Source organism: Niabella hirudinis, assembly GCF_051201075.1.
Lineage (GTDB): Bacteria > Bacteroidota > Bacteroidia > Chitinophagales > Chitinophagaceae > Niabella > Niabella hirudinis.
The window spans coordinates 156,392-176,205 of the sequence record NZ_JBPEHJ010000003.1 but is presented as its reverse complement, the minus strand read 5'-3'; the positions used below and the strand labels follow the sequence as shown (position 1 = coordinate 176,205).

The following is a 19,814-nucleotide window of genomic DNA, read 5'->3' as shown; positions in this document are numbered from 1 at the left end:
GGGGCGATGTCTTTTGTGTGGCTATAACTTACGTTCAAACCTCAGGAGCGTTGCATTACCAGCGCCGCCTCTTTCATTGCTGATGAACAGGTTTCCCTCCTTATCAAACGCCATTCCTTCCGGTTGCGAAAACAATGAGGGACGTAAGGTATGCGTTTCTGTGATCTGCCAGTTTTTATCTGCCACCGCCAGCATTTTGTTTACAGATGATAAAATATACCACTGACCGCTACGGGGGTTCCGGGCGATGGCGCTTGGCTTGAAAGCCCCTTTATATCCCGAAGAGCCCTTGCTGAAGGCGGATGCATCGAGCGTAATGTTGTTTTTTATAAAAAGGGAATCATTGGCCCATTGCAGCACATACCCGGTTACCTTGCCCGTTTTTTTATCGGCCGCACACTGTTTACACAATACTACCATTTCATGGGTTTCCGGGTCGGCATACAGCGCTTCATACTCCCCTTCCGGCAGGATCTTTTTCCATTCTTTTACCTGAGCGGCCTCCTCCTGGTTGGTTTCCGCCACCGGAAACAGGTACAGGCTGCCATCACTGCGCAGCACCACCAGCTGATCATTAAAAAGGGAAACATCCTCATAATCTCCCTTTTTGGCAAATTTTGCAGCTATCAGTCTTTTATCCCCTGGTTTGAAATGAAAAACAACACCACGCTCATCCTGGATGGCATAAACCGTATCGCTTTCGGCGGCAAAGGAGATACCGGAAATTTCATCCAGTACGGCCGGCAGTTCAAGGGTGGATGGGTGGGAAAGATCGTATCCCGCCGGGCTTGTATATTCCTTTTGACCCATACAGGCAACTGCTGCAAGGGTAAAGAACAGCATACCGAGCTTATTCATTTTCGTATTTTTCTTTTAAGTAAAGGTAAATAGCCGTCTGCGATCTGAAGGCAGTTTTATTGCCCCGTAAGGGTATACCCTGCGCTTCGTCCCCGATCCAAACCGCGGCGGCCTCATCTTCCCACTGCATCTGCAGAATTGTTATCAGCTCTTTTTTAAGCCCAGGATCGTACACGGGAAAACAAACTTCGATCCTCCGGTACAGGTTCCGGTTCATCCAGTCGGCCGATCCCAGGTACAGCTGCGGGTCTCCGTTATTCTCAAACAAAAAGAGGCGCCCATGTTCCAGATAACGATCCACGATCCTTTTTACTTTAATCCGCCCGCTTAAGTTTTCCACACCGGGCACCAGCCGGCAGATACCACGTATGATCAGGTTGACGGTTACCCCGGCGCAACTGGCTTCGTAGAGCTTGGAGATCATGGCCTCCTCCTCAAGGTTATTTAATTTTATGGTAATGCCGGCAGGAAGGCCTCTTTTCGCATTATTGATCTCCACATCAACCCGGTGCAGGAACTGCTGCTTCAGGTTAAACTGCGCTACCAGCAGTGTGTTAAACAGCGATTGTTCTTCCGGCAATGGTTTACGCCGTTTTGCCAGGAAGATAAAAAGCAGTTCGAGCTCCCGGAGCAGCTCCGGCCTTGCGGTAAACAGGATATGATCGGTATAGACCCGGGCGGAGGCCTCATTGAAATTACCGGTGGAGAAAAGGCCAAAATCCTTTAGCCGCCCCTCCCTATGGATCCGCACCAGGGCTACTTTAGCATGTACTTTAAGCCCGGGAATACTGTAAATGATTTTGACACCTGCCGCTTTCATGGTTTTGGCCCAACGGATATTGTTTTCTTCATCAAAACGGGCTTTGAGTTCAACGAAGGCGGTTACTTTTTTGCCGTTTTTTGCAGCGGTGATCAACGCATTCGCAATCTTTGAATCCCTTGCCACCCGGTATAGGGTCGTATATACCTCCCGCACTTCCGGGTTGATGGCTGCCTCATTAAAAAACCGTAATACAGCATCGTAGGAGCAGTAGGGTGTGTGTACGATAAAATCCTTACGGGCAATAAGCTCAAACAGGGAGGTCCATTTTGATACCAGCGAAAAAGGGGGCTCCGGAGGATAAAGCAGTGCGGGCGGCTTTACCGGGAATGAAAAAAAATCTTTCAGGTTGTGATAATAGCCGCCAGCGGTGGTGTTGGCGCCCTGTAGTCCATAAGTATCAACAATGGTATGCAATAGCTCCGGAGGCATACCGGGTGGGTATAAAAGGCGGGTGGCCAGACCGAAATCCCGTTTCCTGATCTCTTCTTCTATTTTTACGGCAATGTCACCCTCATATTCATCCTGCAGGTTCAGCTCCGCATCACGGGTAATTTTTATATTATAGGCGCCTTTTATCACCGCATTTTTAAAAATCAGGCCCAGGTGCATCCGGATGATATCATCGATAAAAACCACATAGGTAATCCCTTCATAAACGGTATGTAAAAAACGGGGCGTTTTGTCTGAAGGAATGCTTACAAGGTAGCAGCTCCGGCGGGCATCCTCTTCCAGGTCTGCCAGCATATACAGTTTGTTGTTTTCAAGAAATGCCGGTTGCGCGGCCGTTAGCGGAACCAACACAATATAAGCGGCCAGCAGGTCAAAAAAACAGGCCTGCAGCATTGCGCGAATCCCTTCGGGCGGGGGTTCGTTATACACAAGATTGATCTTCTGAAGCCGGAGCGCGGGAAGGATCTGCTCCCCCAGGATGGCGCCAAACCGTTGCTGTTGCTGGTTGATCAGCTCTTTTACCACATCCGTTATCTGCGTGGCCGAGCCAGGTTCCAGCTTTCCGATCGCTTTTATCACCGGCATGCGTACCCGGTAAAATTCATCGAGGTTAGAGGAGTAAATAGCCAAAAAATTGATCCGTTCCAGCAACGGAACTTCCGGTCCTGCAGCCTCTTCCAGCACGCGGCCGTTAAACTGCAGCCAGCTGATATCACGGTCGTTCCATTGTTGCAAAATTTTCATCAGGTATTATTGACCGTTAATCATTCAGAGTCATGGCAATCACAAAACCGATCACCGAAAAAATGATCCCGAACATAAAAATATTGTATGCCAGTCGCAGTAATTTGTATTTCCTTCCCAAAACCACACCCTGCGAAAACACATCCTTGATCAGCGTATCATACAGAAAGTCCCTGTCGCCCATGATCTTCCGCATACCCGAGGCATACTCATCCAGGTGCATCCGGTAAAAGTTACCGAAGAACAGAAGGTTTATTTTTTTTGAATCTACTTCCCCCTGTGTAAAAACGCCGTTGGGCAGGCTGGGCCTGGTGGCCAGGATGCCCACTACCATGGTGACCACCGCTGTGGCAAGGATCAGGAATGTTGGGTAAACCAGGGGGTCATCGGCATCCAGTTTCCGTAGCAACAGCGTAATGATCGCCGAAAGGATGATCGAGTTTACGGTAATGAGGATCTGAGCTTTATTGTCGGCCATATCACTCAGCCGCTGGTTGTTGGTAGAGGTAATCCGGAACATCGTTTCGATACCACGGCCCGGATCCTTTGGGTTCTTTTTGCCGGGCTCCGCATTATGATCCGCTGCCGGCAAGGTTGTTTCCTGCTGTTTGGCGAGCAGCTTTTCCAGGTTCTCCTGTTTTTTATCATTTAAGAGCAACCGGCAGTAGTCCGTTTGATACTGGTGTTGCTGCAGCAGCCGGATGGAGCTGCTGCGCCACTCCTCCTTAGAGATCTTTTTCTGGAAAACAGCTTCCTCTTCCTTTCGCATCCGTTTGTTAAACGCCTCAAAACCGGCGGTTCCCAGGTGAAAAAGATCGGCATCGCACACGATGGCCTCCAGCTGGCCGGCCGGCGCCTGCGGCATTTTTGTGGCCCGTATGCAACCCTCAACGGCTTTAATAAATGAGAGATCCGCATTTTTTGAAGCAAGAAAACCGGCCGCCATGCGGGCACCCGTTTCCTCATGTCCATCCCGCCCGCCGGCATAATAGCCCAGATCATGGATCCAGGCGGCAACCACAACGATCGCATACGCTGATTCCGGAAGCTGGTAATGATCGGCAATTTGTTTTGCTGCGGCAACCGCGTGGGTAATATGCTCCAGGTTGTGATAATACAACCCGGGCTGAGCATGATCGGCAATGTATTGCTTCACATAATGCTCCACATCGGGCAATAAGGCAGTGTACTCCATTCTATTTTTTTAAATATACCGCTGATATAGTAGTTAAAGATACGATGCCGCGCTCAAAAAAAGGGAGGACAGTGTTGTAAAAGTCCGTTGCTCATTCAAACCCACAATATAGCTGAGAAGACCGCCTGTAAAGCATCAAATAACAATGGCGATTGTTTTCCGCAGATTGCTCAAATGAATGCAGCGTAACTATTAAGAAGTATTCCGGAATGATAAAGTATCTTTGCCGCTCATAAAAATCTGGAGCCGTATCATGAGTGTACAAACCATTTCCGAACAGGAAAAAATAAGAAGAGAAAAATTGCAAAAACTGATAGACGCAGGCATTGATCCCTATCCTGCAGCTTTGTTTCCGGTAAGTCATTTTTCTGCCGATATAAAAGATCAGTTTACCGAGGAAAACAAGGAAGCTTTTGCCCAGGTATGTGTTGCCGGCCGTATTATGAGTATTAATGACAAAGGCAAGGTTTTTTTTATCAAGATACAAGACAAACAGGGATTGATCCAGCTTTATGTAAAACGGGATGAGCTTTGCCCCGGTGAGGATAAATCGTTTTGGGAGAACGTGGTAAAGCATGGGCTCGACCTGGGTGATTTTATCGGCGTAACCGGGTTCGTATTTATTACTAAAACCGGGGAGACCTCGATCCATACACAAACCCTTACCCTGCTGGCAAAATCATTAAAGCCCCTGCCTGTAGTAAAGCGGGATGAGGAAGGAAACGTATTTGATGAAGTTACCGATCCGGAATTCAAATACCGGCAGCGCTATGCCGACCTGATCATTAACCCGGCCGTGCGGGAAACCTTCCTGAAGCGCACGCGGTTGGTGAACTCCATCCGGGAGTTCCTGAACAAAGAGGGCGCCTTAGAAGTAGAAACGCCGGTGCTGCAATCCATTCCCGGAGGCGCTGCTGCCCGCCCGTTTAAAACGCACCATAATGCGCTGGATGTACCTTTTTACCTGCGCATCGCCAATGAGCTCTATTTAAAAAGACTGATCGTGGGCGGGTTCGACTGGGTATATGAATTCAGCCGCAACTTCCGCAACGAGGGGATGGACCGCACACACAACCCGGAATTTACCATCCTTGAGTTCTATGTGGCTTATAAAGACTATTACTGGATGATGGAAACCACCGAAAAGCTACTGGAAAAAGCGGCCCTGGATGTTTGCGGTAGCACGGATGTTCCGGTTGGGGAAAAAACCATTTCTTTCAAAGCTCCGTTCCAACGCGTATCCATTTATGATGCTATTAAAGAACATACAGGTCACGATGTAAGCGCGCTGGATGAAGAAGGGTTGCGTGCCGTTTGCGGCGAGCTGCATATTCATGTAGACAAAACCATGGGTAAGGGCAAGCTGATCGATGAGATCTTTGGCGCAAAATGTGAAGCGCATTATATACAGCCTACATTTATTATTGATTACCCGGTAGAAATGAGCCCGCTTACCAAGAAGCATCGCAGCAAACCGGGCCTGGTAGAGCGCTTTGAGCTGATGATCAACGGAAAGGAAATAGCCAACGCCTATTCTGAGCTTAATGACCCTGTAGAACAGCGCGCCCGCTTTGAGGAGCAGGCTAAACTGCTGGAGCGGGGCGATGAAGAAGCCATGTATATCGACTACGATTTTTTACGGGCACTGGAATATGGCATGCCGCCTACTTCCGGCATCGGCTTTGGAGTAGATCGCCTGGTGATGCTGCTGACCAATCAGCCATCTATACAGGATGTGTTATTCTTTCCGCAAATGCGGCCGGAGAAGATGGACTAAACAGATGGGCTAGCCGATCCATTTATTTAAGCGCCTGTTGCGGGCGCTTTTTTAATTGTCTTTTTATCTCCTAACTTTGGAGGAAAGGCTTTGATATGACATCTTACCTCAACACTGCCGGCTGCGGCCTTATTCCGCCATCAGTATCGGCTGCGGGCACACAATTGTACCAGGGGTTTGAACAAAATAGCTCCGCTGCCGCCGAACACTGGCGGGATGTGGAAGTGCTGCAAATAAAAAAGAACGTAGCGGCATTTATGGGCGCCGCTCCGGGCAATATTGCCCTGGTTCCTAATTTTTCACACGCGCTAAACAGTATTGTGCAGGCATTGACCGGGCAGGAAAAGATACTCCTGTACAAAAAAGATTTTCCCTCTGTTTACGCGCCCTTTGTTATTAATAACTTTAATATCGTCTGGATCGATGACACCGATGGGTTCACCATTGATCTGAACCAGATAGCATCGATCATTAAAAAACAGCAAATAGATATTATTGCCATCAGTCATGTGCAATGGCATAGCGGGTTCAGGCTGGACCTGGGGGACCTCTGTTCCATCTGCCGGCAGCACCAGGCGCTGAGCATTATTGATGCAACCCAAAGCCTGGGTGCGATGGAGCTTCAGATTCCCGAAATACAGCCCGATGTTCTAATAGCCAGCAATTACAAATGGATGAATGCGGGTTTTGGCAACGGCATTTTATATATGAATGACGCCTTTGCGCAGCGGTATCCGGCCAAAATAAACGGATTTAACAGCGGCACGCTTAGGATGACGGAAACCGGCTTTAGCTTTGACCGGGGTATCGCCAACTATGAGCCCGGAAGTTTGAATATGTTGGGCTTCACCCTTCTTAACAAAGCTATTGAAGAAAAAAACAAAACCGGGTTGGCTTACATTGAAGCGCACAATACCGGGCTTGCAAAACTACTGCTGCATCATATCTCCGGCCTTCCGGTAACATTGGTGGGGCCTGCGGCCTGGGAAAACCGCTGTTCCATCCTGGTATTAAAAGACGAGCGGGGCCTGCACCAGCGTTTAACACAAAACAATATTGTTACCACCGGCCGCAACGGTATGGTCCGCATCAGTATCCATTATTACAATACGGAGGCGGATATCCAAATGCTGGTATCCTGTTTATCCCTTTAAACAATCAGCGCCTCTTTGTACGGCCTTTTCAAAACTGGCCGTTACATTCGCCTTTCCTATGGCAAAAAGAAGCCGCGCTGCCCTCAATTCTTCAATAACCTGGTTGCTGTTTATTTCTGATAGTATGAGCCGGGTTCCGTGCCGCAGCGCATCTCTGTGAATTTCACGGAGTGCCTTAATGCCCGTAGCGTCAATAATGGGCACCTGACGCATCCGGATGATCAATACTTTTGGCGGATGGCCCATAAACTTCATAGCGTCCCTGAATTTATAAACGGCACCAAAAAATAAAGGCCCTGATATTTCAAAAACCTCAATCCCCGGCGGAAGCGTTATGGTTTCTTCAATGTCATCGTCCTCGTTTTCTACCAACCCCCGGCTCACGTTGCTGCTACGGATCATCTGGCGCATAAAAAGAAATGCAGCCAGTATCATTCCTATTTCTATAGCTACCGTCAGGTCCACAAAAACGGTGAGCAGGAAGGTGGCCAGCAATATGACACGATCATTTTTAGGACCTTTAAGCACAGAAACAAAGCTTTCCCATTCGCTCATATTGTAAGCCACCACTACTAATATCCCGGCTAAGGTTGACATCGGTATCAGCGTTGCCCATTTTCCGGCAAAAAGCATAATGATCAGCAGCGTAAGCGCATGTACGATACCGGCTACGGGTGTGCGCCCCCCGTTTTTAATATTGGTGGCGGTACGTGCAATAGCTCCGGTAGCCGGAATACCGCCAAATACCGAAGAAAAAACATTGGCGGTTCCCTGTGCCACCAGTTCCATATTGGATTTGTGGCGGGCGCCGATCATGCCGTCCGCTACTACTGCGGACAGCAGCGACTCAATACCTCCCAGCAGGGCTATCGTGAACGCTGGCCGTATCATGTTTTTTATGGTCTCATAATCCAACGGCGGAATTGACGGGGCGGGCAGCGTTGACGCAATTTTTCCAAACCGGGACCCTATCGTTTCCACCGGAAGGCGAAAAAGGTGAACGGCGGCTGTAGTAAGCAGCAGCGCAAGTAATGAGCCTGGTATATTTTTGATGAATTTTGGCGAAAGCCAGATGAGTAGTATCGTAACAAGCCCAATCAGTATCGCGTAAAAGTTGACAGAGCCAATATGCCTGAAATAAGCGATCCATTTTTCCACGAAATCTGCCGGCACAACGCCCATCTGCAACCCCAGGAGATCTTTTATCTGTGAGGCGAAAATAATGAGCGCAATACCGCTGGTAAAACCGGTGATCAACGGATAGGGGATAAACTTTATTACAGAGCCCAGGCGCGCAAAGCCCATCAACATCAGCATAATACCCGCCATAAAAGTGGCTATGATCAAACCGCTAACGTCATAGGTTTGTACAATCCCATATACAATAACGATAAAAGCTCCGGTAGGCCCGCCGATCTGCACCCGGCTGCCGCCGAGGGCCGCGATGATAAAGCCCGCAATAATGGCGGTATATAGCCCTTTTTCCGGAGAGACACCCGAGGCAATGGCAAATGCTATCGCCAGCGGCAACGCTACAATGCCTACAATAACACCGGCCATCAGGTCTTTGCCCAATTGCTGTGGATTGTAGTCTTTTAGCGTTGTAAAAAGCTTCGGCGTAAACATGGTTCTTTAGGATTATTTTTTTATAGCACTCCGGGGGTTATACTTTTTGCCAGCATTTAAACAGGTTGCCCGAAACAGTTTTTACTACATAATAGTCTGGCGGAATTTCATCTTCCATGCTATGATAGGTAACGATCCTGGTACCTTTGGGTTTTTGTTTTAACTGATAGTATAACATCCGGTTATAGTGGTTAAACAGCCCCTCGGAAAAATCGATGCTGTCATCAATTTTGTCGGCCACTCCCAGGTTTTCATAAAAGGAATTAAAGAAGTAGAAATGATCGTAGTGCTTAAAGTCCAGTTGGGTAAAATTGGCATGCAAAAAATGGACGTTTTCAACCTGCAAAACGTCTTTTGCATTTTCGGCATACTCCAACAATCTTTTCCTTTGCTCTACACCGTAAAAGGTAGCGTTGGGAGCATAATGAGCTGCCGAAAGACAAAATTTTCCTACTCCGCAACCAATGTCTAATATACGCACCCCTTTATGTGTTGCCAGGAAGGCTGCCGCTTTGTGCGATACCTCCAGAGGACTCCAATGCCGGCTGGCCAATGCGGTAACCGGCATTGGATATAATTCATGAAATTTTTCATCCGACTCAAAATAGTTTGTTATAGTATGCTCCATGTACAATTTTACAAAGATCGGATTTACCTATTGAGAAAGGGCTGCATTATATCATCCTGAAAACTAAAAATTATCAGTCTTATACTTCGCCCCCCGCTCAGTCTAAAATGAAGTACCTTTGTACTCCATGAGTATTAACGGGCTTTTCCCAATTGAAAAATGGAATTTCAGAAGCGATTCAATCCTTGCGGGAATGTCGCCGGAGGACCTGGAATGCCTGATGGCGCACCGGTTGGAGCAGGTATATAAAAAGGGGGAGCCTATTTTTAGAGAAGGCCGGTTTCCCCAGGGTATTTTCTATATCACAGATGGCGTTGTCAAAAAATTTAAAATGAACGATGCCGGAAAGGAGCAGATCTTTTATGTGGCGCATACCGGCGAGCTGATCGGTTATCATGCCCTGCTATCGGAAGACAGGTATCCAGATTCGGCTACTGCCTTGGAGGAAAGCAGGATTGCTTTTATACCCAAGGAAGATTTTTTAAACGTGCTGCAATCTTCTCCGAGTCTGAATGGCCGGTTATTGAAAACACTAAGCCATGAGTTTGCGGTGCTTATTAACGGTCTGAGTCTTTTTACTCAAAAATCAGTAAGGGAGCGCCTGGCGCTTCAATTGGTGGTGCTGAGGGAAAAATTTAAAGTAAATTTTGAGCCGGATAAACCTGTCATAATCAATATAAGCCGTGAGGACCTTGCCAACCTGGTGGGAACGGCTACGGAAAACGCAATAAGAATCCTGACTGAATTTAAAGAAGCGGGCATCCTTGAAACCAAAGGCCGGAAGATATTCATCCATGACGTAACCCGGCTGGTAAAGATTGCGGATTACCGGTGACGCCAGCCCGGCAACGCCACTCTGGCCGGGAGGGGTGTGTAAGCAGATCCCGTTTAAACCGGCAGGTTCTCTTTCATTAAAGAATACTCCTCTTTCATTTTATATTTTTCATTGGTTGTTTTAAATTATTACGGTTAATAATTCACCGGCTGCAATCCTCACCGGCGTTTCCAGTTCAATGGTCATATCTGCTCCCTGACGGCTAAAGCGCGCCGGTATTTTTTTTGCACCCCATTGTACCAGGGCCGCCTCTCCGGATTTACCCGCGAAAGAAAGGGTGCGCAGCTGCAGGGTTCCATAAAGCACCTGTATGGAGTGAATTCTTTTGCCGTTTTTATCCTGCTGCCGGTAAGTACCCCAGCCTTCGGCAGCAGTAAAGGGAGCTTTAAAGTTGCCGTCATTCCAACGTGGCGCAAAGCGCATATATCCTTTGGGACCATGGTATTCAAAACCACAGGCGCTGATGAAGGTTCCGTAGCTGGCCATAGCGCGGGCATAATGGTCGCTGCACTCAATTTCATTAAAGGGGTTTCTTTTGGCGGCATGGTAGCGGTCGTGAATGGCCCGGGTAAGCACCAGGGCTTCATCCGTCATTCCCTCCGCCATCATATGGCTGGCCACCTGATGCTCAAAGCCGCTCATACATTCATGAAAATATCCCAGCTGCCAGGTAACATGGTCCCCGTAGGGTTTTGCTTCGTTTTTTGGATTGGTATTCATGATCATTCCCCCTTCGCCCGCCAACGCGTAGGGGCGGCCGCCGGTATGTGTTTGAATATACGGACCTACATCAGGGGTAAAATTATATTTCCACAATGCGCGCAGGGCCAGCCGTGTTTTTTCGGGGTTCCAGAGCGGGCCCATACCTACCTGGTGGGCCCAGCTTTGACCATACACCTGGTCGATATGACAGGTATTATAGGATCCCAGTTTTTTTCTTCCCTGTACAGGATCCGGCCGGTGTATAAAATATTCGCCATTAAACAAATGTTCCTCCATATTCCTGCCGCCCTTTTGCACATAGGCGCTGCAGGTGTCGGCAAATTCCTGGTCATTCATTTCTTCTGCCATCAGCTGTGCTGCTTTTGCCGCCGCAATGCAGAGGCCCACGATCCAGGCAATTTCTCCCTCCCACACGGCATCCAGCGTGTTTTCCATGGGAGTATCCGTCATACCATCACCATTGCGGTCCTGTGCCAGCATAAACCGGGTGGCTTTTTTGATCCGGTCCCAGTTTTCTTTTAAAAAGCGGTCGTCCGGGCTCATCTGGTGCTCACGGTAAATGCGCAGGATGGTTCCCGCCTGTCCGTCAATGGCCGGCCGGCTTTCGTATTCGGCACGAAAAATAATGCCTCCGTCCTCTTTCATCGCAATGCCCAGGTCTGTCCGTTGCCGGGTGTCCCGCTCCAGGGAGGGAAACATCCGGGCCATAGCCTGCGCGTATTGCCATACATGGGTACAGGTGCCTTCACAAGCATTTACCCCCTCCCAGCCCCAAAAACGGCCATTGGCAAAGCGGTAGGTGTTGGCGGTAGCCAGGGTACCAATATTTAAAAGGGTGCGCTCCAAAAACCACCAGGGCAGGGTTGCATCGTAATAGGTTTTGCACCAGAGCAGGGTTTGTCCGTGAAGCATTTTGAAATTTCGTGCCACATAAGCGCCTACATCTGCCGCGTTTTTGTAGGCCGCCCCATAATAATATCCTTCGTTGCTGGTTACCTCCTTCAGCTTGTTGAGTTTTTGCAGGGGGTGGTTAAAATGCCAGCTGATCACGAAATTGTGGGTAGTGGTTTTTCCCGCAGGTATTGCCTGCGCCGTTGCGATGCTGCCAACCAGTTTTTCCGCCTCGCGGGATGTTGCTGTATCATTTGAGCTCGTAAACAGCCCCGGTGAAAGCGGCCAGGGCCGGGCATCGGTATTTGCAAGGGCATTGCTACCCACGTAGGTAAGGCAGGTAGTGCCGGCGTCCCGTTGGAGGGGGGCCTCCGGCCGGGCAGGTTTAAACGCCGCATAAACACTTACAAATTCCGGATCCTTCAGCGCCGTATTGTAGCGGCTGCCATTTTTTTCCGTGCCGCTTATTTTATGGGCACCATTCTCCAACCAGCCGGCTACAGATGCCTGCACCGGCTTACCGGTTTTATTCTTCATTTCTATGGAATACACGGTACAGGGAAGGCCGGAATTTTCGGCATCCAGCGGGATAAAGATCCCGCCGGCTTTTACAATTACATCTACCGGAAATTTTGAATCGCTGTAGCGGATGGTGGCTACAGGATAAGTGGCTTCAAACCGGATCTCTTCCCAGTCGGTTTCCTTCAGTTCTTTTATCAGGGTTTGGCCGTTGTGTTTTACCATTATGGCAAAGCCCTGTGCCAGCACGCGTTTGTTATCGGCAATAGTAGGTTCTACATAATTGGCTCCATCCCGGTTTCGTACCGGCACTTCTTTGCTGCCATCATTCCACGATACCGTCTTTGGATCAACGCCTTCCCGGTCATCATTATAGATGCCCCAAAGCCACAGCCGCCCATCACCCCCCAGGTAAACGGTTCCTGTATGCAGCCCGCCGGCGGGCATGCCAATATACTTTAGTTCATTTTTGCTTTTTAAATAGGTGCCGGGCATGCCTCTTTCATAAAGCGACTGCACCCATTTAGGATCAAGGCCCTTATCTGCCGGTATATTGTGAAGGGGGCTCCCTGCCAGTGCCGAAAGCTGCTTTGCCCAGGAAAGCCCGTTAAACGCCAGCAAGGCTGAAGTAGTTAATCCTGCTTGTTTTAAAAATTTTCTGCGCGATGGGTGCTGCTGCTTCATTTGCTAATATACGTGTTATCTTTTATGGATTCAGCTGCTGAAAAACAATGGCTGCCAGCAGCGCCCCAATCAGGGGACCAACAATGGGAACCCAGGAGTAGCTCCAATCGCTGCTGCCTTTTTTACCAATGGGCAACAGCGCATGCATAATGCGCGGGCCCAGGTCGCGCACCGGGTTGATGGCATACCCCGTGGGGCCGCCAAGGCTAAGCCCGATGGCCAGCACGATAAACGCTACCGGTAATGCATCCAACGCGCCCAGGCTATTGGAAGGCGCAATAATAAATAGTACGGAAAGAATGAGCAGGAAGGTTCCGATGGCCTCGGTTACCAGGTTATGCCCCGCATTGCGGATAGCCGGCCCGGTGCTGAATACCGCCAGCTTTGCCGCTGTATCGTCCGTTTCGATAAAGTGTTGCCGGTAGGCCGCCCAAACGCCCAGCTGACCCAGCATAGCACCCAGCAACTGCCCCCCCAGGTATTGCGGAATGGTTGCCGTACCAATTTTTCCAAGATAGGCCAGCGCCACCGTAACCGCAGGATTCAGATGCGCCCCGCTGGCTTTTGAAGCAACAAACACTCCGACAAAAACCGCCATGGCCCAGCCCATGGTGATAACGATCCAGCCGCTGCTGTTTCCTTTTGTTTTGTTTAATACCACATTGGCCACCACCCCGTTCCCGAGAATGATCAGGAAGAAAGTACCCACCAATTCACTTGTAAAAATATTCATATGGTTTTATTTATCGCTTCATGCTAAACGCCGAAGGTTTTTGTTTAACGTTCCAGGTTCAAAGTTTCAAGTTGGTTTCCCACATTTTCAAATTAGACTGTTTCCGTCCAAACCTGGGCCGCACGTACGGCACGCTTCCAGCCCTGGCTCAGTTGTTCCCGCACATCCTCACTCATATAAGGTTCAAACCGCTTATCTTCCTGCCAGTATTGTTTTATCTCATCCAGGTCTTTCCAAAAACCAACGGCCAGCCCGCTGAGATAAGCCGCGCCCAGGGCTGTTGTTTCTGTAATTTTTGGGCGTATCACCGCAGTATTCAGCAGGTTGGCCTGAAACTGCATCAGGTAATTGTTTACCGTAGCACCCCCATCTACCCGCACTTCCTTAATTCGCAACCCGGCATCTGCTTCCATGGCCTTCAGCACATCCATGGCCTGGTAGGCGATGCTCTCAACCGCCGCCCGGGCTATATGTCCATCGGAGCTGCCCCGGGTAAGCCCGGTAATAGTGCCCCGGGCGTGCTGGTTCCAGTAAGGAGCCCCCAGCCCGGTAAAAGCCGGCACCATATATACGCCGCCATTGTCGGCCTCCGTTGCCGTAAGGGCTTCAATATCGCCCGATTTTTGAATCAGCTTTAATCCATCACGGAGCCACTGCACCACAGCACCGGCAATAAATACACTCCCTTCCAGGGCATAACTTACTTCGTTATTAATTTTCCAGGCCACGGTGGTAAGCAGGTTGTTTTTTGAAGGTACCGGCTGATTGCCGGTATTCATCAGCATAAAGCAGCCCGTACCGTAGGTGTTTTTTACCATCCCGGACTGGGTACACATTTGCCCAAACAGGGCCGATTGCTGATCGCCGGCAATGCCGCTTACGGGTATGGGCACCGCTGTAATCAGCTGCTGGGTGTGACCATACACTTCGCTGCTGGAGCGCACTTCGGGCATCATGCTTTGCGGAATGCCAAACAGCCGCAGCAACTCCTCATCCCATTGCAGCGTATGAATATTAAATGCCATGGTACGCGAAGCATTGCTTACATCCGTTGCATGTACTTTACCATTGGTCAGTTTCCACAGCAGCCAGGAATCGATGGTTCCAAAGCAGAGCTCGCCATTTTGCGCTTTTGCACGGGCGCCATCCACGTTATCAAGGATCCATTTTATTTTGGTGGCAGAAAAATAGGCATCAGTAACCAACCCGGTTTTTTCCCTTATTTTTTCTGCAGAACCATCTTTCTTCAGGCTGTCGCAATAATCCGAAGTGCGCCGGTCCTGCCATACAATGGCGTTATAAATAGGCTGCGATGTACTGCGATCCCACACCACCGTTGTTTCCCGCTGGTTGGTGATTCCGATGGAGGCAATATCCTGGGTTGTGAGCCCGGCCTTTACGATGGCCTCGGTGGCTACGCCCAATTGGGTGCTCCATATTTCATTGGCATCATGCTCTACCCAGCCGGGCTGGGGGAAGATCTGGGTAAATTCTTTCTGGGCAACGGACACGATCGATCCTTTTTTGTCGAAAATAATAGCACGGGAACTGGTGGTACCCGCATCAAAAGAGAGAATGTATGCTGGCATAGCGAATCATTTATATATTTTATCTAAAAAAATCTGGTTATTGTGTAGTGGGTGGTTTGTGCCTTCACAAACCACTACCACAAATCGCCGCTTAAAAATACGCTTTAAATAGTCATCCCTGTAATTTAGTATGCATAACATTTTTCTACTACACTGCCTCCCCCTATGTTTGCCTCAGAGGCTCTGAAACACGGAGGGCTTAAGCTTTTCTAAAAAAACGGTGTTTCTGCGTTTCAGTGGCAACGACACAGAATCTTTGTGGTAAAGAACAACCGCCTTTTCCCATCATTTCATAGACAGGGTAAGCGCTTTGGGCCGCGTCATCGTTTCGGAGTACACGTTGCCAAAGCGGTCGGTTACCTTTATCAATACCGGCGATACCGGGCTCAAAGCAGTTGCCTTAAACAGATGCGCCGATGTGGTAGTACAAAAATCACTTGTGGGCGTTGCCCCGGCATTTAAACGCAGGGCCTCGTAGGAAATAATATGCAACGGGTCTTTTACCTTTACACGCGTAACAGCCAATGGGGTTGTTCCGTTCTCAAAAAGCTCCACCTTCCAGCGCTTATCATAACCCCAAACATTTACCAGTATTTCGTTCCCCGCGTTTTTGGTGGCGTAGCCATCCGCATAACCCGCCAGGAGGGCATCGGTAGTTTTAGGTGCATAATCTGCTGCTGTAATATGAACCTGGTTCAGATCGTAAGCCCTGAACTGGTACTGCTCATCATAGCCAATGGCTTTATACCGCCAGTCATAATCAGTGTTGTCAAATTTCCAGATGGCATATCCGCCAGGGGCGCCATCCTTACAAACCTGGTTTCCGGCATACCCGTTTTTCCCAGTCCACCACCAGGTGGCACAAACGGCGCCGGAATTATGCTCCATCAGTGTTGGCGTGTTTTCGTAAGCATAGCAGATATGCGTATGCCCCGTTAGTACATGTACATTGCTAAACCCGGAAAAGCAGCTGATCAAATCTGCGGCATTGGTTAAATTCAGCGATGCTGTTTCCGAAGCAGAGGGGTTGTTGTTTAAATGAATGTGCATGGCCAGGATCACCGGGGCCGATTTATCGGCAACGGCAGCCAGGTCCTTTTTTAACCAGGCCAGCTGGCTGGCAACAAGGGTTTCATTGTAGGACCGGTCGCCCACGGTGCCCCGGGCGCCCCCGGTATTTACATACTCAATATTGTCCAGTACAATATAATGCACTTTTCCAAGATTAAATGAGTAGTACGTGGGGCCCAGCGATGCCCTGAAACCGGCTTCGGCAGCCCAATCGGCGGCCACATAAGGATCATTATCATGGTTACCCATCGTATGAAAAACCGGGATGTTGATGTTTTTCATTACCGACAGGTATTCTGCAAAACCATACTTGTTGGCGTACCAATAAGCATCCCATGTCATATCGCCCAGGGTAAGCCCGTATACTTTGTATCCCAGTTGCCGGTACCGCTCGATGGTGGCTTTTGCATCCGGCAAAAAGCCGTTCTGAAACTGGGCCACATCATCATTCCGGTTTGCAAGGTGCATATCACCCAGGGCCAGCACCACATGGCGGTCATTATCCGTTTTTGTTAATGTAAAGTTCATGGTTTCCACCACGGATGCCGCAGCCTTAAAGGCCTGGTAAAAAGCCGGCAGTATGGTATTGGCGGCACCTACCTCATAGCCTCCCGGAACGGAGATAAAAACAAAATTTTTTGTTTTTGCCGATGGCAGGTAATAGATACCATCGGCGTTGGTAGTAGTAACCGCCACCCCATCAGATACAACTACGCCGGGCACACCGGTACCCGCACAGGTTACCCGGCCTTTAACCGTCATACCGGCCATATCGGGCAGGGCACTGTTTCCGTCTCCGGCAGGATCCTGCGGATCTGCAGCAGCATTGGTTTTGCTGCACCCCGTGGCAGCGAAGCCGGCGCCAGCCAGTGCGGCGGCATGGATAAACTGTCGCCTCGAAAACATTCCGGCGGCCCGGATCATTTTGTTTTTCATGTTCACCGCGCTTTGCAAAAATTATTTCAGCTGGTAAAATAAATCCGGGTAATCCGTTATCAAACCATCGGCGCCCATATCCGCCAGTTTCTTAATGGTTTCAATGTCATCTACCGTCCAGGGTACTATTTTGATGTTACGCCGGTGGCATTCTTTAACCAGTTCGGGAGTTACAATTTTATAATTGGGGCTGTAATACTCGGGGGTATAGCCAATGCGTTTCAATTGTGCTTCCAGAGGTTCCGTTTCCTTATCGCCCACCAAAAAAGAGGTTTGCACCTGCGGGTATTTCTGATGCATGATCTTTAATGCCCGCTCGTCAAAACACTGAATGATCATGCGCTTGCCAATGTTAAAGGGCAGGATGGTTTTCATCGCCAGATCGGTAAACTCCGCTACCGGCGGGCAATAAACGCCCTCTCCTTTCGGGTTGGATTTTATTTCAATATTGTATTGGATCTTTACGCCTTTCTTTTTTGCATAGGCCTCCGTAGTAACAAGCAGGTCTTTGAGCAGCGGTTTTACAGCCGCCATTTTTTGCTGGCGCGGAACAGCGTCATAAAACTTTTTGCCTACATCATATTTTTTTATGGAGTCGTAGGTCATGCTATAAAGGATCCGCTTTTTTGCCGCCGCGGGCGTAAGCGTATCTCCTTCCGGGGTGGTTGTAAACCCGTAGTTAAACGTGGCATCATGCGATACAACGATCTGCCCGTCCTTTGTTACCTGCATATCCATTTCAAGGGTGGTAACTCCCATATCGATGGCATGCAGCATGGCCGGGATGGTATTTTCCGGCATCAGGCCCTTACCGCCCCGGTGAGCTTCCATATCGAAGTGACGGTACTTTGCCGGCAGGCTGATCTTTTTTTGAGCATGGGCTCCCATAGCGGCCGCCAGCAATAATGTGGTACCTAATAGTTGTAATTTCATTATTCCACAATTTTTGTAATCAGCGAATCATTGGGACCTCCACGGCCGGCTTCTATATTAGCAATAGTAGCCGCTTCGTGGTCATCTTCCGTTTTCTGGAATAGCTCTACCACCGTCTGCTTTCGGGCTGTGGTCCATTTACCCAGAGGAATATTATATACGCCTCCCATCATATTGAACAATCCTCCATCTGCCGGAGCTGTGGGATGGGCTTCATTTACGGCATAGGGCATATTGGTGGCGTTTCCAAGGGATCGATAATAGAAGCTGTTCTCAACCTTTGGTTTATAGGTAGTCTGGTCTATTGCGATTGAATACATAGAATACCAATCATTATTACAGATCAGGTAACCATATACGGGGTCATTGTTGGGCTCATAAATAGTTCCGCCGCCGCTTACAAATAATACATCTTCGGGCACAGAGGTTTTGTTAACCGTTGTTCCTTTAAACAACGCCACCCCACAGGCGTTGCCATTATTGGGCCAGGGCCCTGAGGTGGAAAACGAGCTAGCGCGAAACAATCCGCCATCGCCTTTATTGGTGCCACTGGTAGCAAAGTTTTTTTGATACCAGTTGGTTTCTGCCGGAAACGAAACCGTGCCCGCATTCCCATTAATTTTCTTGTTTTGAAAACCAAAATAAAAATAGGCGCCTTTTTTTGTACTCCCCGAAGTAATATTCCATTTAATGGTCCTCTGGCCCCCTGTAGCCCAGCCGTTATCCAGGTGAGCGGGGGTAGAAGTACCGGCATTGGCGCAAAATACAATACTGTAGGGAGTAATCGAAAAATCGATATCCCTGGTAGCGATCATTTGTACATATTCATTACCTCCATCGCCCCCTTTCGGATCCCCCATAAACCCGGAAATGATCAAATCCTGCCTGGAAGATCCCATGTTCAAGATATCATCCCCATCCCTTGTCCTCAACTCTATCGATCCATCTCTTTTCGAAAACGGTATCCCTACATAAGCCGCCAGTAGGTACGGTGCATCCTGGGCATAGCTAACAGATGGGTCGGTATACAGCGTAAGATCTCCAAAACCATCATTGATCGTTTTGACGCCTCCAATTTCATCGCCGGGTTGCGGAGCGGGGTTAAAGCAGGATTTGTTAATAACACAAAGCGAGCTTTCGTAGCTATTCGGATCTGCTTCCAGCTGTGCTGTGGTTATGATGTTCACGTTTAAAATGCCCTTCCCTTTTGGAGTCACTTTCGATTCCACGATATTCGTAAGCGTTAAAATGCCATTTTTACGGGTAAGGGTGCTGCCGAGAATATCGATCATTACCGAATCGCCGGGATGATACCCCGCTGCGGCCGCACCCAAATCGATTGCAATGCCCCGCAGTGTGTTGAGCCGATGGTTATCCTGTACCACCAGCAGGCCTTCGGGCAAATTTCCTTCCGTATGGTCCGATATTACAACGGCCTCCAGCCGGGTGCCCCCATATAACATTTCTTTGGTGAGCGTTACATCCTGTCCTTTATAAATTGGCCGCACATCCAAAATGGATACCACATCGTAGGGCACACCACCCGGATAATTTTCGTACGTGTTTTTAGTACAGCTGCTGATTGTGGCAACTGCGCCGAGCACTAAAAAAAGGTTGAATACATGTTTCATCAGTAATTCTTTTA

Annotated in this window: 14 protein-coding genes; 3 read left to right on the top strand and 11 right to left on the bottom strand. The window is 49.0% G+C overall.

Annotated elements, in window-relative coordinates; translation table 11 throughout:
- Window positions 1-21: 21 nt before the first annotated feature.
- Genes GGU45_RS07295 through GGU45_RS07285 form a run of 3 tightly spaced genes read right to left on the bottom strand, consistent with a single transcriptional unit; the run spans window position 22 to window position 4,070 of the window.
- Window positions 22-858 carry an SdiA-regulated domain-containing protein gene (locus tag GGU45_RS07295; RefSeq protein WP_435223385.1) on the bottom strand — a complete coding sequence of 279 codons (837 nt, stop codon included), beginning with the start codon at window positions 856-858 and terminating at the stop codon, window positions 22-24.
- Window positions 851-2,875: a polyphosphate kinase 1 gene (gene ppk1 / locus GGU45_RS07290; RefSeq protein WP_435223384.1), complete on the bottom strand. Its 2,025-nt coding sequence runs from the start codon at window positions 2,873-2,875 to the stop codon at window positions 851-853. Before ppk1 ends, GGU45_RS07295 begins: the two co-directional genes overlap by 8 nt.
- Before the next feature lie 16 nt (window positions 2,876-2,891).
- Window positions 2,892-4,070: a Pycsar system effector family protein gene (locus GGU45_RS07285; RefSeq protein WP_435223382.1), complete on the bottom strand. Its 1,179-nt coding sequence runs from the start codon at window positions 4,068-4,070 to the stop codon at window positions 2,892-2,894.
- A 253-nt stretch (window positions 4,071-4,323) separates the two neighbouring features.
- On the opposite strand from GGU45_RS07285, the gene lysS reads away from it, so the two are divergent.
- Entirely contained in the window at window positions 4,324-5,847 is a 1,524-nt protein-coding gene (gene lysS / locus GGU45_RS07280; protein WP_435223380.1) for a lysine--tRNA ligase, read from the top strand.
- 95 nt (window positions 5,848-5,942) lie between these two features.
- Window positions 5,943-7,001 (top strand): aminotransferase class V-fold PLP-dependent enzyme, encoded by a 1,059-nt coding sequence (locus GGU45_RS07275; protein ID WP_435223378.1) that lies wholly within the window; start codon window positions 5,943-5,945, stop codon window positions 6,999-7,001.
- Here the strand turns inward: GGU45_RS07275 and GGU45_RS07270 are convergent.
- Window positions 6,990-8,627, bottom strand: a complete 1,638-nt coding sequence (locus GGU45_RS07270; protein WP_435223376.1) for a SulP family inorganic anion transporter — start codon at window positions 8,625-8,627, stop codon at window positions 6,990-6,992. The genes GGU45_RS07275 and GGU45_RS07270 overlap by 12 nt on opposite strands.
- Window positions 8,628-8,664: 37 nt before the next feature.
- A complete protein-coding gene (locus GGU45_RS07265) occupies window positions 8,665-9,255 on the bottom strand; it encodes a methyltransferase domain-containing protein (protein ID WP_435223374.1) in 591 nt (196 codons plus the stop codon).
- A gap of 127 nt (window positions 9,256-9,382) precedes the next feature.
- Between GGU45_RS07265 and GGU45_RS07260 the strand changes: the two genes are divergently transcribed.
- Window positions 9,383-10,090 (top strand): Crp/Fnr family transcriptional regulator, encoded by a 708-nt coding sequence (locus GGU45_RS07260; RefSeq protein ID WP_435223948.1) that lies wholly within the window; start codon window positions 9,383-9,385, stop codon window positions 10,088-10,090.
- A 120-nt stretch (window positions 10,091-10,210) separates the two neighbouring features.
- Here the strand turns inward: GGU45_RS07260 and GGU45_RS07255 are convergent, their stop codons facing one another.
- The 6 genes from GGU45_RS07255 to GGU45_RS07230 all read right to left on the bottom strand — a co-directional run bounded on the left by GGU45_RS07255 (window position 10,211) and on the right by GGU45_RS07230 (window position 19,800).
- Window positions 10,211-12,907: a GH116 family glycosyl hydrolase gene (locus GGU45_RS07255; protein WP_435223372.1), complete on the bottom strand. Its 2,697-nt coding sequence runs from the start codon at window positions 12,905-12,907 to the stop codon at window positions 10,211-10,213.
- A gap of 22 nt (window positions 12,908-12,929) precedes the next feature.
- Entirely contained in the window at window positions 12,930-13,640 is a 711-nt protein-coding gene (locus GGU45_RS07250) for an MIP/aquaporin family protein (RefSeq protein WP_435223370.1), read from the bottom strand.
- Window positions 13,641-13,732: 92 nt separating this feature from the next.
- On the bottom strand, window positions 13,733-15,229 hold the full coding sequence (gene glpK, locus GGU45_RS07245; RefSeq protein WP_435223368.1) for a glycerol kinase GlpK: 1,497 nt from the start codon (window positions 15,227-15,229) through the stop codon (window positions 13,733-13,735).
- 285 nt (window positions 15,230-15,514) lie between these two features.
- A complete protein-coding gene (locus tag GGU45_RS07240) occupies window positions 15,515-17,236 on the bottom strand; it encodes a calcineurin-like phosphoesterase C-terminal domain-containing protein (protein WP_435223366.1) in 1,722 nt (573 codons plus the stop codon).
- 21 nt (window positions 17,237-17,257) lie between these two features.
- The gene (locus GGU45_RS07235) at window positions 17,258-18,169 is read right to left on the bottom strand and encodes a glycerophosphodiester phosphodiesterase family protein (RefSeq protein WP_435223365.1); all 912 of its coding nucleotides are present in this window, start codon (window positions 18,167-18,169) and stop codon (window positions 17,258-17,260) included.
- Window positions 18,169-19,800: a DUF5689 domain-containing protein gene (locus tag GGU45_RS07230; protein WP_435223363.1), complete on the bottom strand. Its 1,632-nt coding sequence runs from the start codon at window positions 19,798-19,800 to the stop codon at window positions 18,169-18,171. The genes GGU45_RS07235 and GGU45_RS07230 overlap by 1 nt, the downstream gene beginning before the upstream one ends.
- Window positions 19,801-19,814 lie beyond the last annotated feature (14 nt).

Bases quoted from the DNA above. Each gene is read 5' to 3' on its own strand.
- GGU45_RS07295 (WP_435223385.1), bottom strand. From the start codon at position 858: ATGAATAAGCTCGGTATGCTGTTCTTTACCCTTGCAGCAGTTGCCTGT.
- ppk1 (WP_435223384.1), bottom strand. From the start codon at position 2,875: ATGAAAATTTTGCAACAATGGAACGACCGTGATATCAGCTGGCTGCAG.
- GGU45_RS07285 (WP_435223382.1), bottom strand. From the start codon at position 4,070: ATGGAGTACACTGCCTTATTGCCCGATGTGGAGCATTATGTGAAGCAA.
- lysS (WP_435223380.1), top strand. From the start codon at position 4,324: ATGAGTGTACAAACCATTTCCGAACAGGAAAAAATAAGAAGAGAAAAA.
- GGU45_RS07275 (WP_435223378.1), top strand. From the start codon at position 5,943: ATGACATCTTACCTCAACACTGCCGGCTGCGGCCTTATTCCGCCATCA.
- GGU45_RS07270 (WP_435223376.1), bottom strand. From the start codon at position 8,627: ATGTTTACGCCGAAGCTTTTTACAACGCTAAAAGACTACAATCCACAG.
- GGU45_RS07265 (WP_435223374.1), bottom strand. From the start codon at position 9,255: ATGGAGCATACTATAACAAACTATTTTGAGTCGGATGAAAAATTTCAT.
- GGU45_RS07260 (WP_435223948.1), top strand. From the start codon at position 9,383: ATGAGTATTAACGGGCTTTTCCCAATTGAAAAATGGAATTTCAGAAGC.
- GGU45_RS07255 (WP_435223372.1), bottom strand. From the start codon at position 12,907: ATGAAGCAGCAGCACCCATCGCGCAGAAAATTTTTAAAACAAGCAGGA.
- GGU45_RS07250 (WP_435223370.1), bottom strand. From the start codon at position 13,640: ATGAATATTTTTACAAGTGAATTGGTGGGTACTTTCTTCCTGATCATT.
- glpK (WP_435223368.1), bottom strand. From the start codon at position 15,229: ATGCCAGCATACATTCTCTCTTTTGATGCGGGTACCACCAGTTCCCGT.
- GGU45_RS07240 (WP_435223366.1), bottom strand. From the start codon at position 17,236: ATGAAAAACAAAATGATCCGGGCCGCCGGAATGTTTTCGAGGCGACAG.
- GGU45_RS07235 (WP_435223365.1), bottom strand. From the start codon at position 18,169: ATGAAATTACAACTATTAGGTACCACATTATTGCTGGCGGCCGCTATG.
- GGU45_RS07230 (WP_435223363.1), bottom strand. From the start codon at position 19,800: ATGAAACATGTATTCAACCTTTTTTTAGTGCTCGGCGCAGTTGCCACA.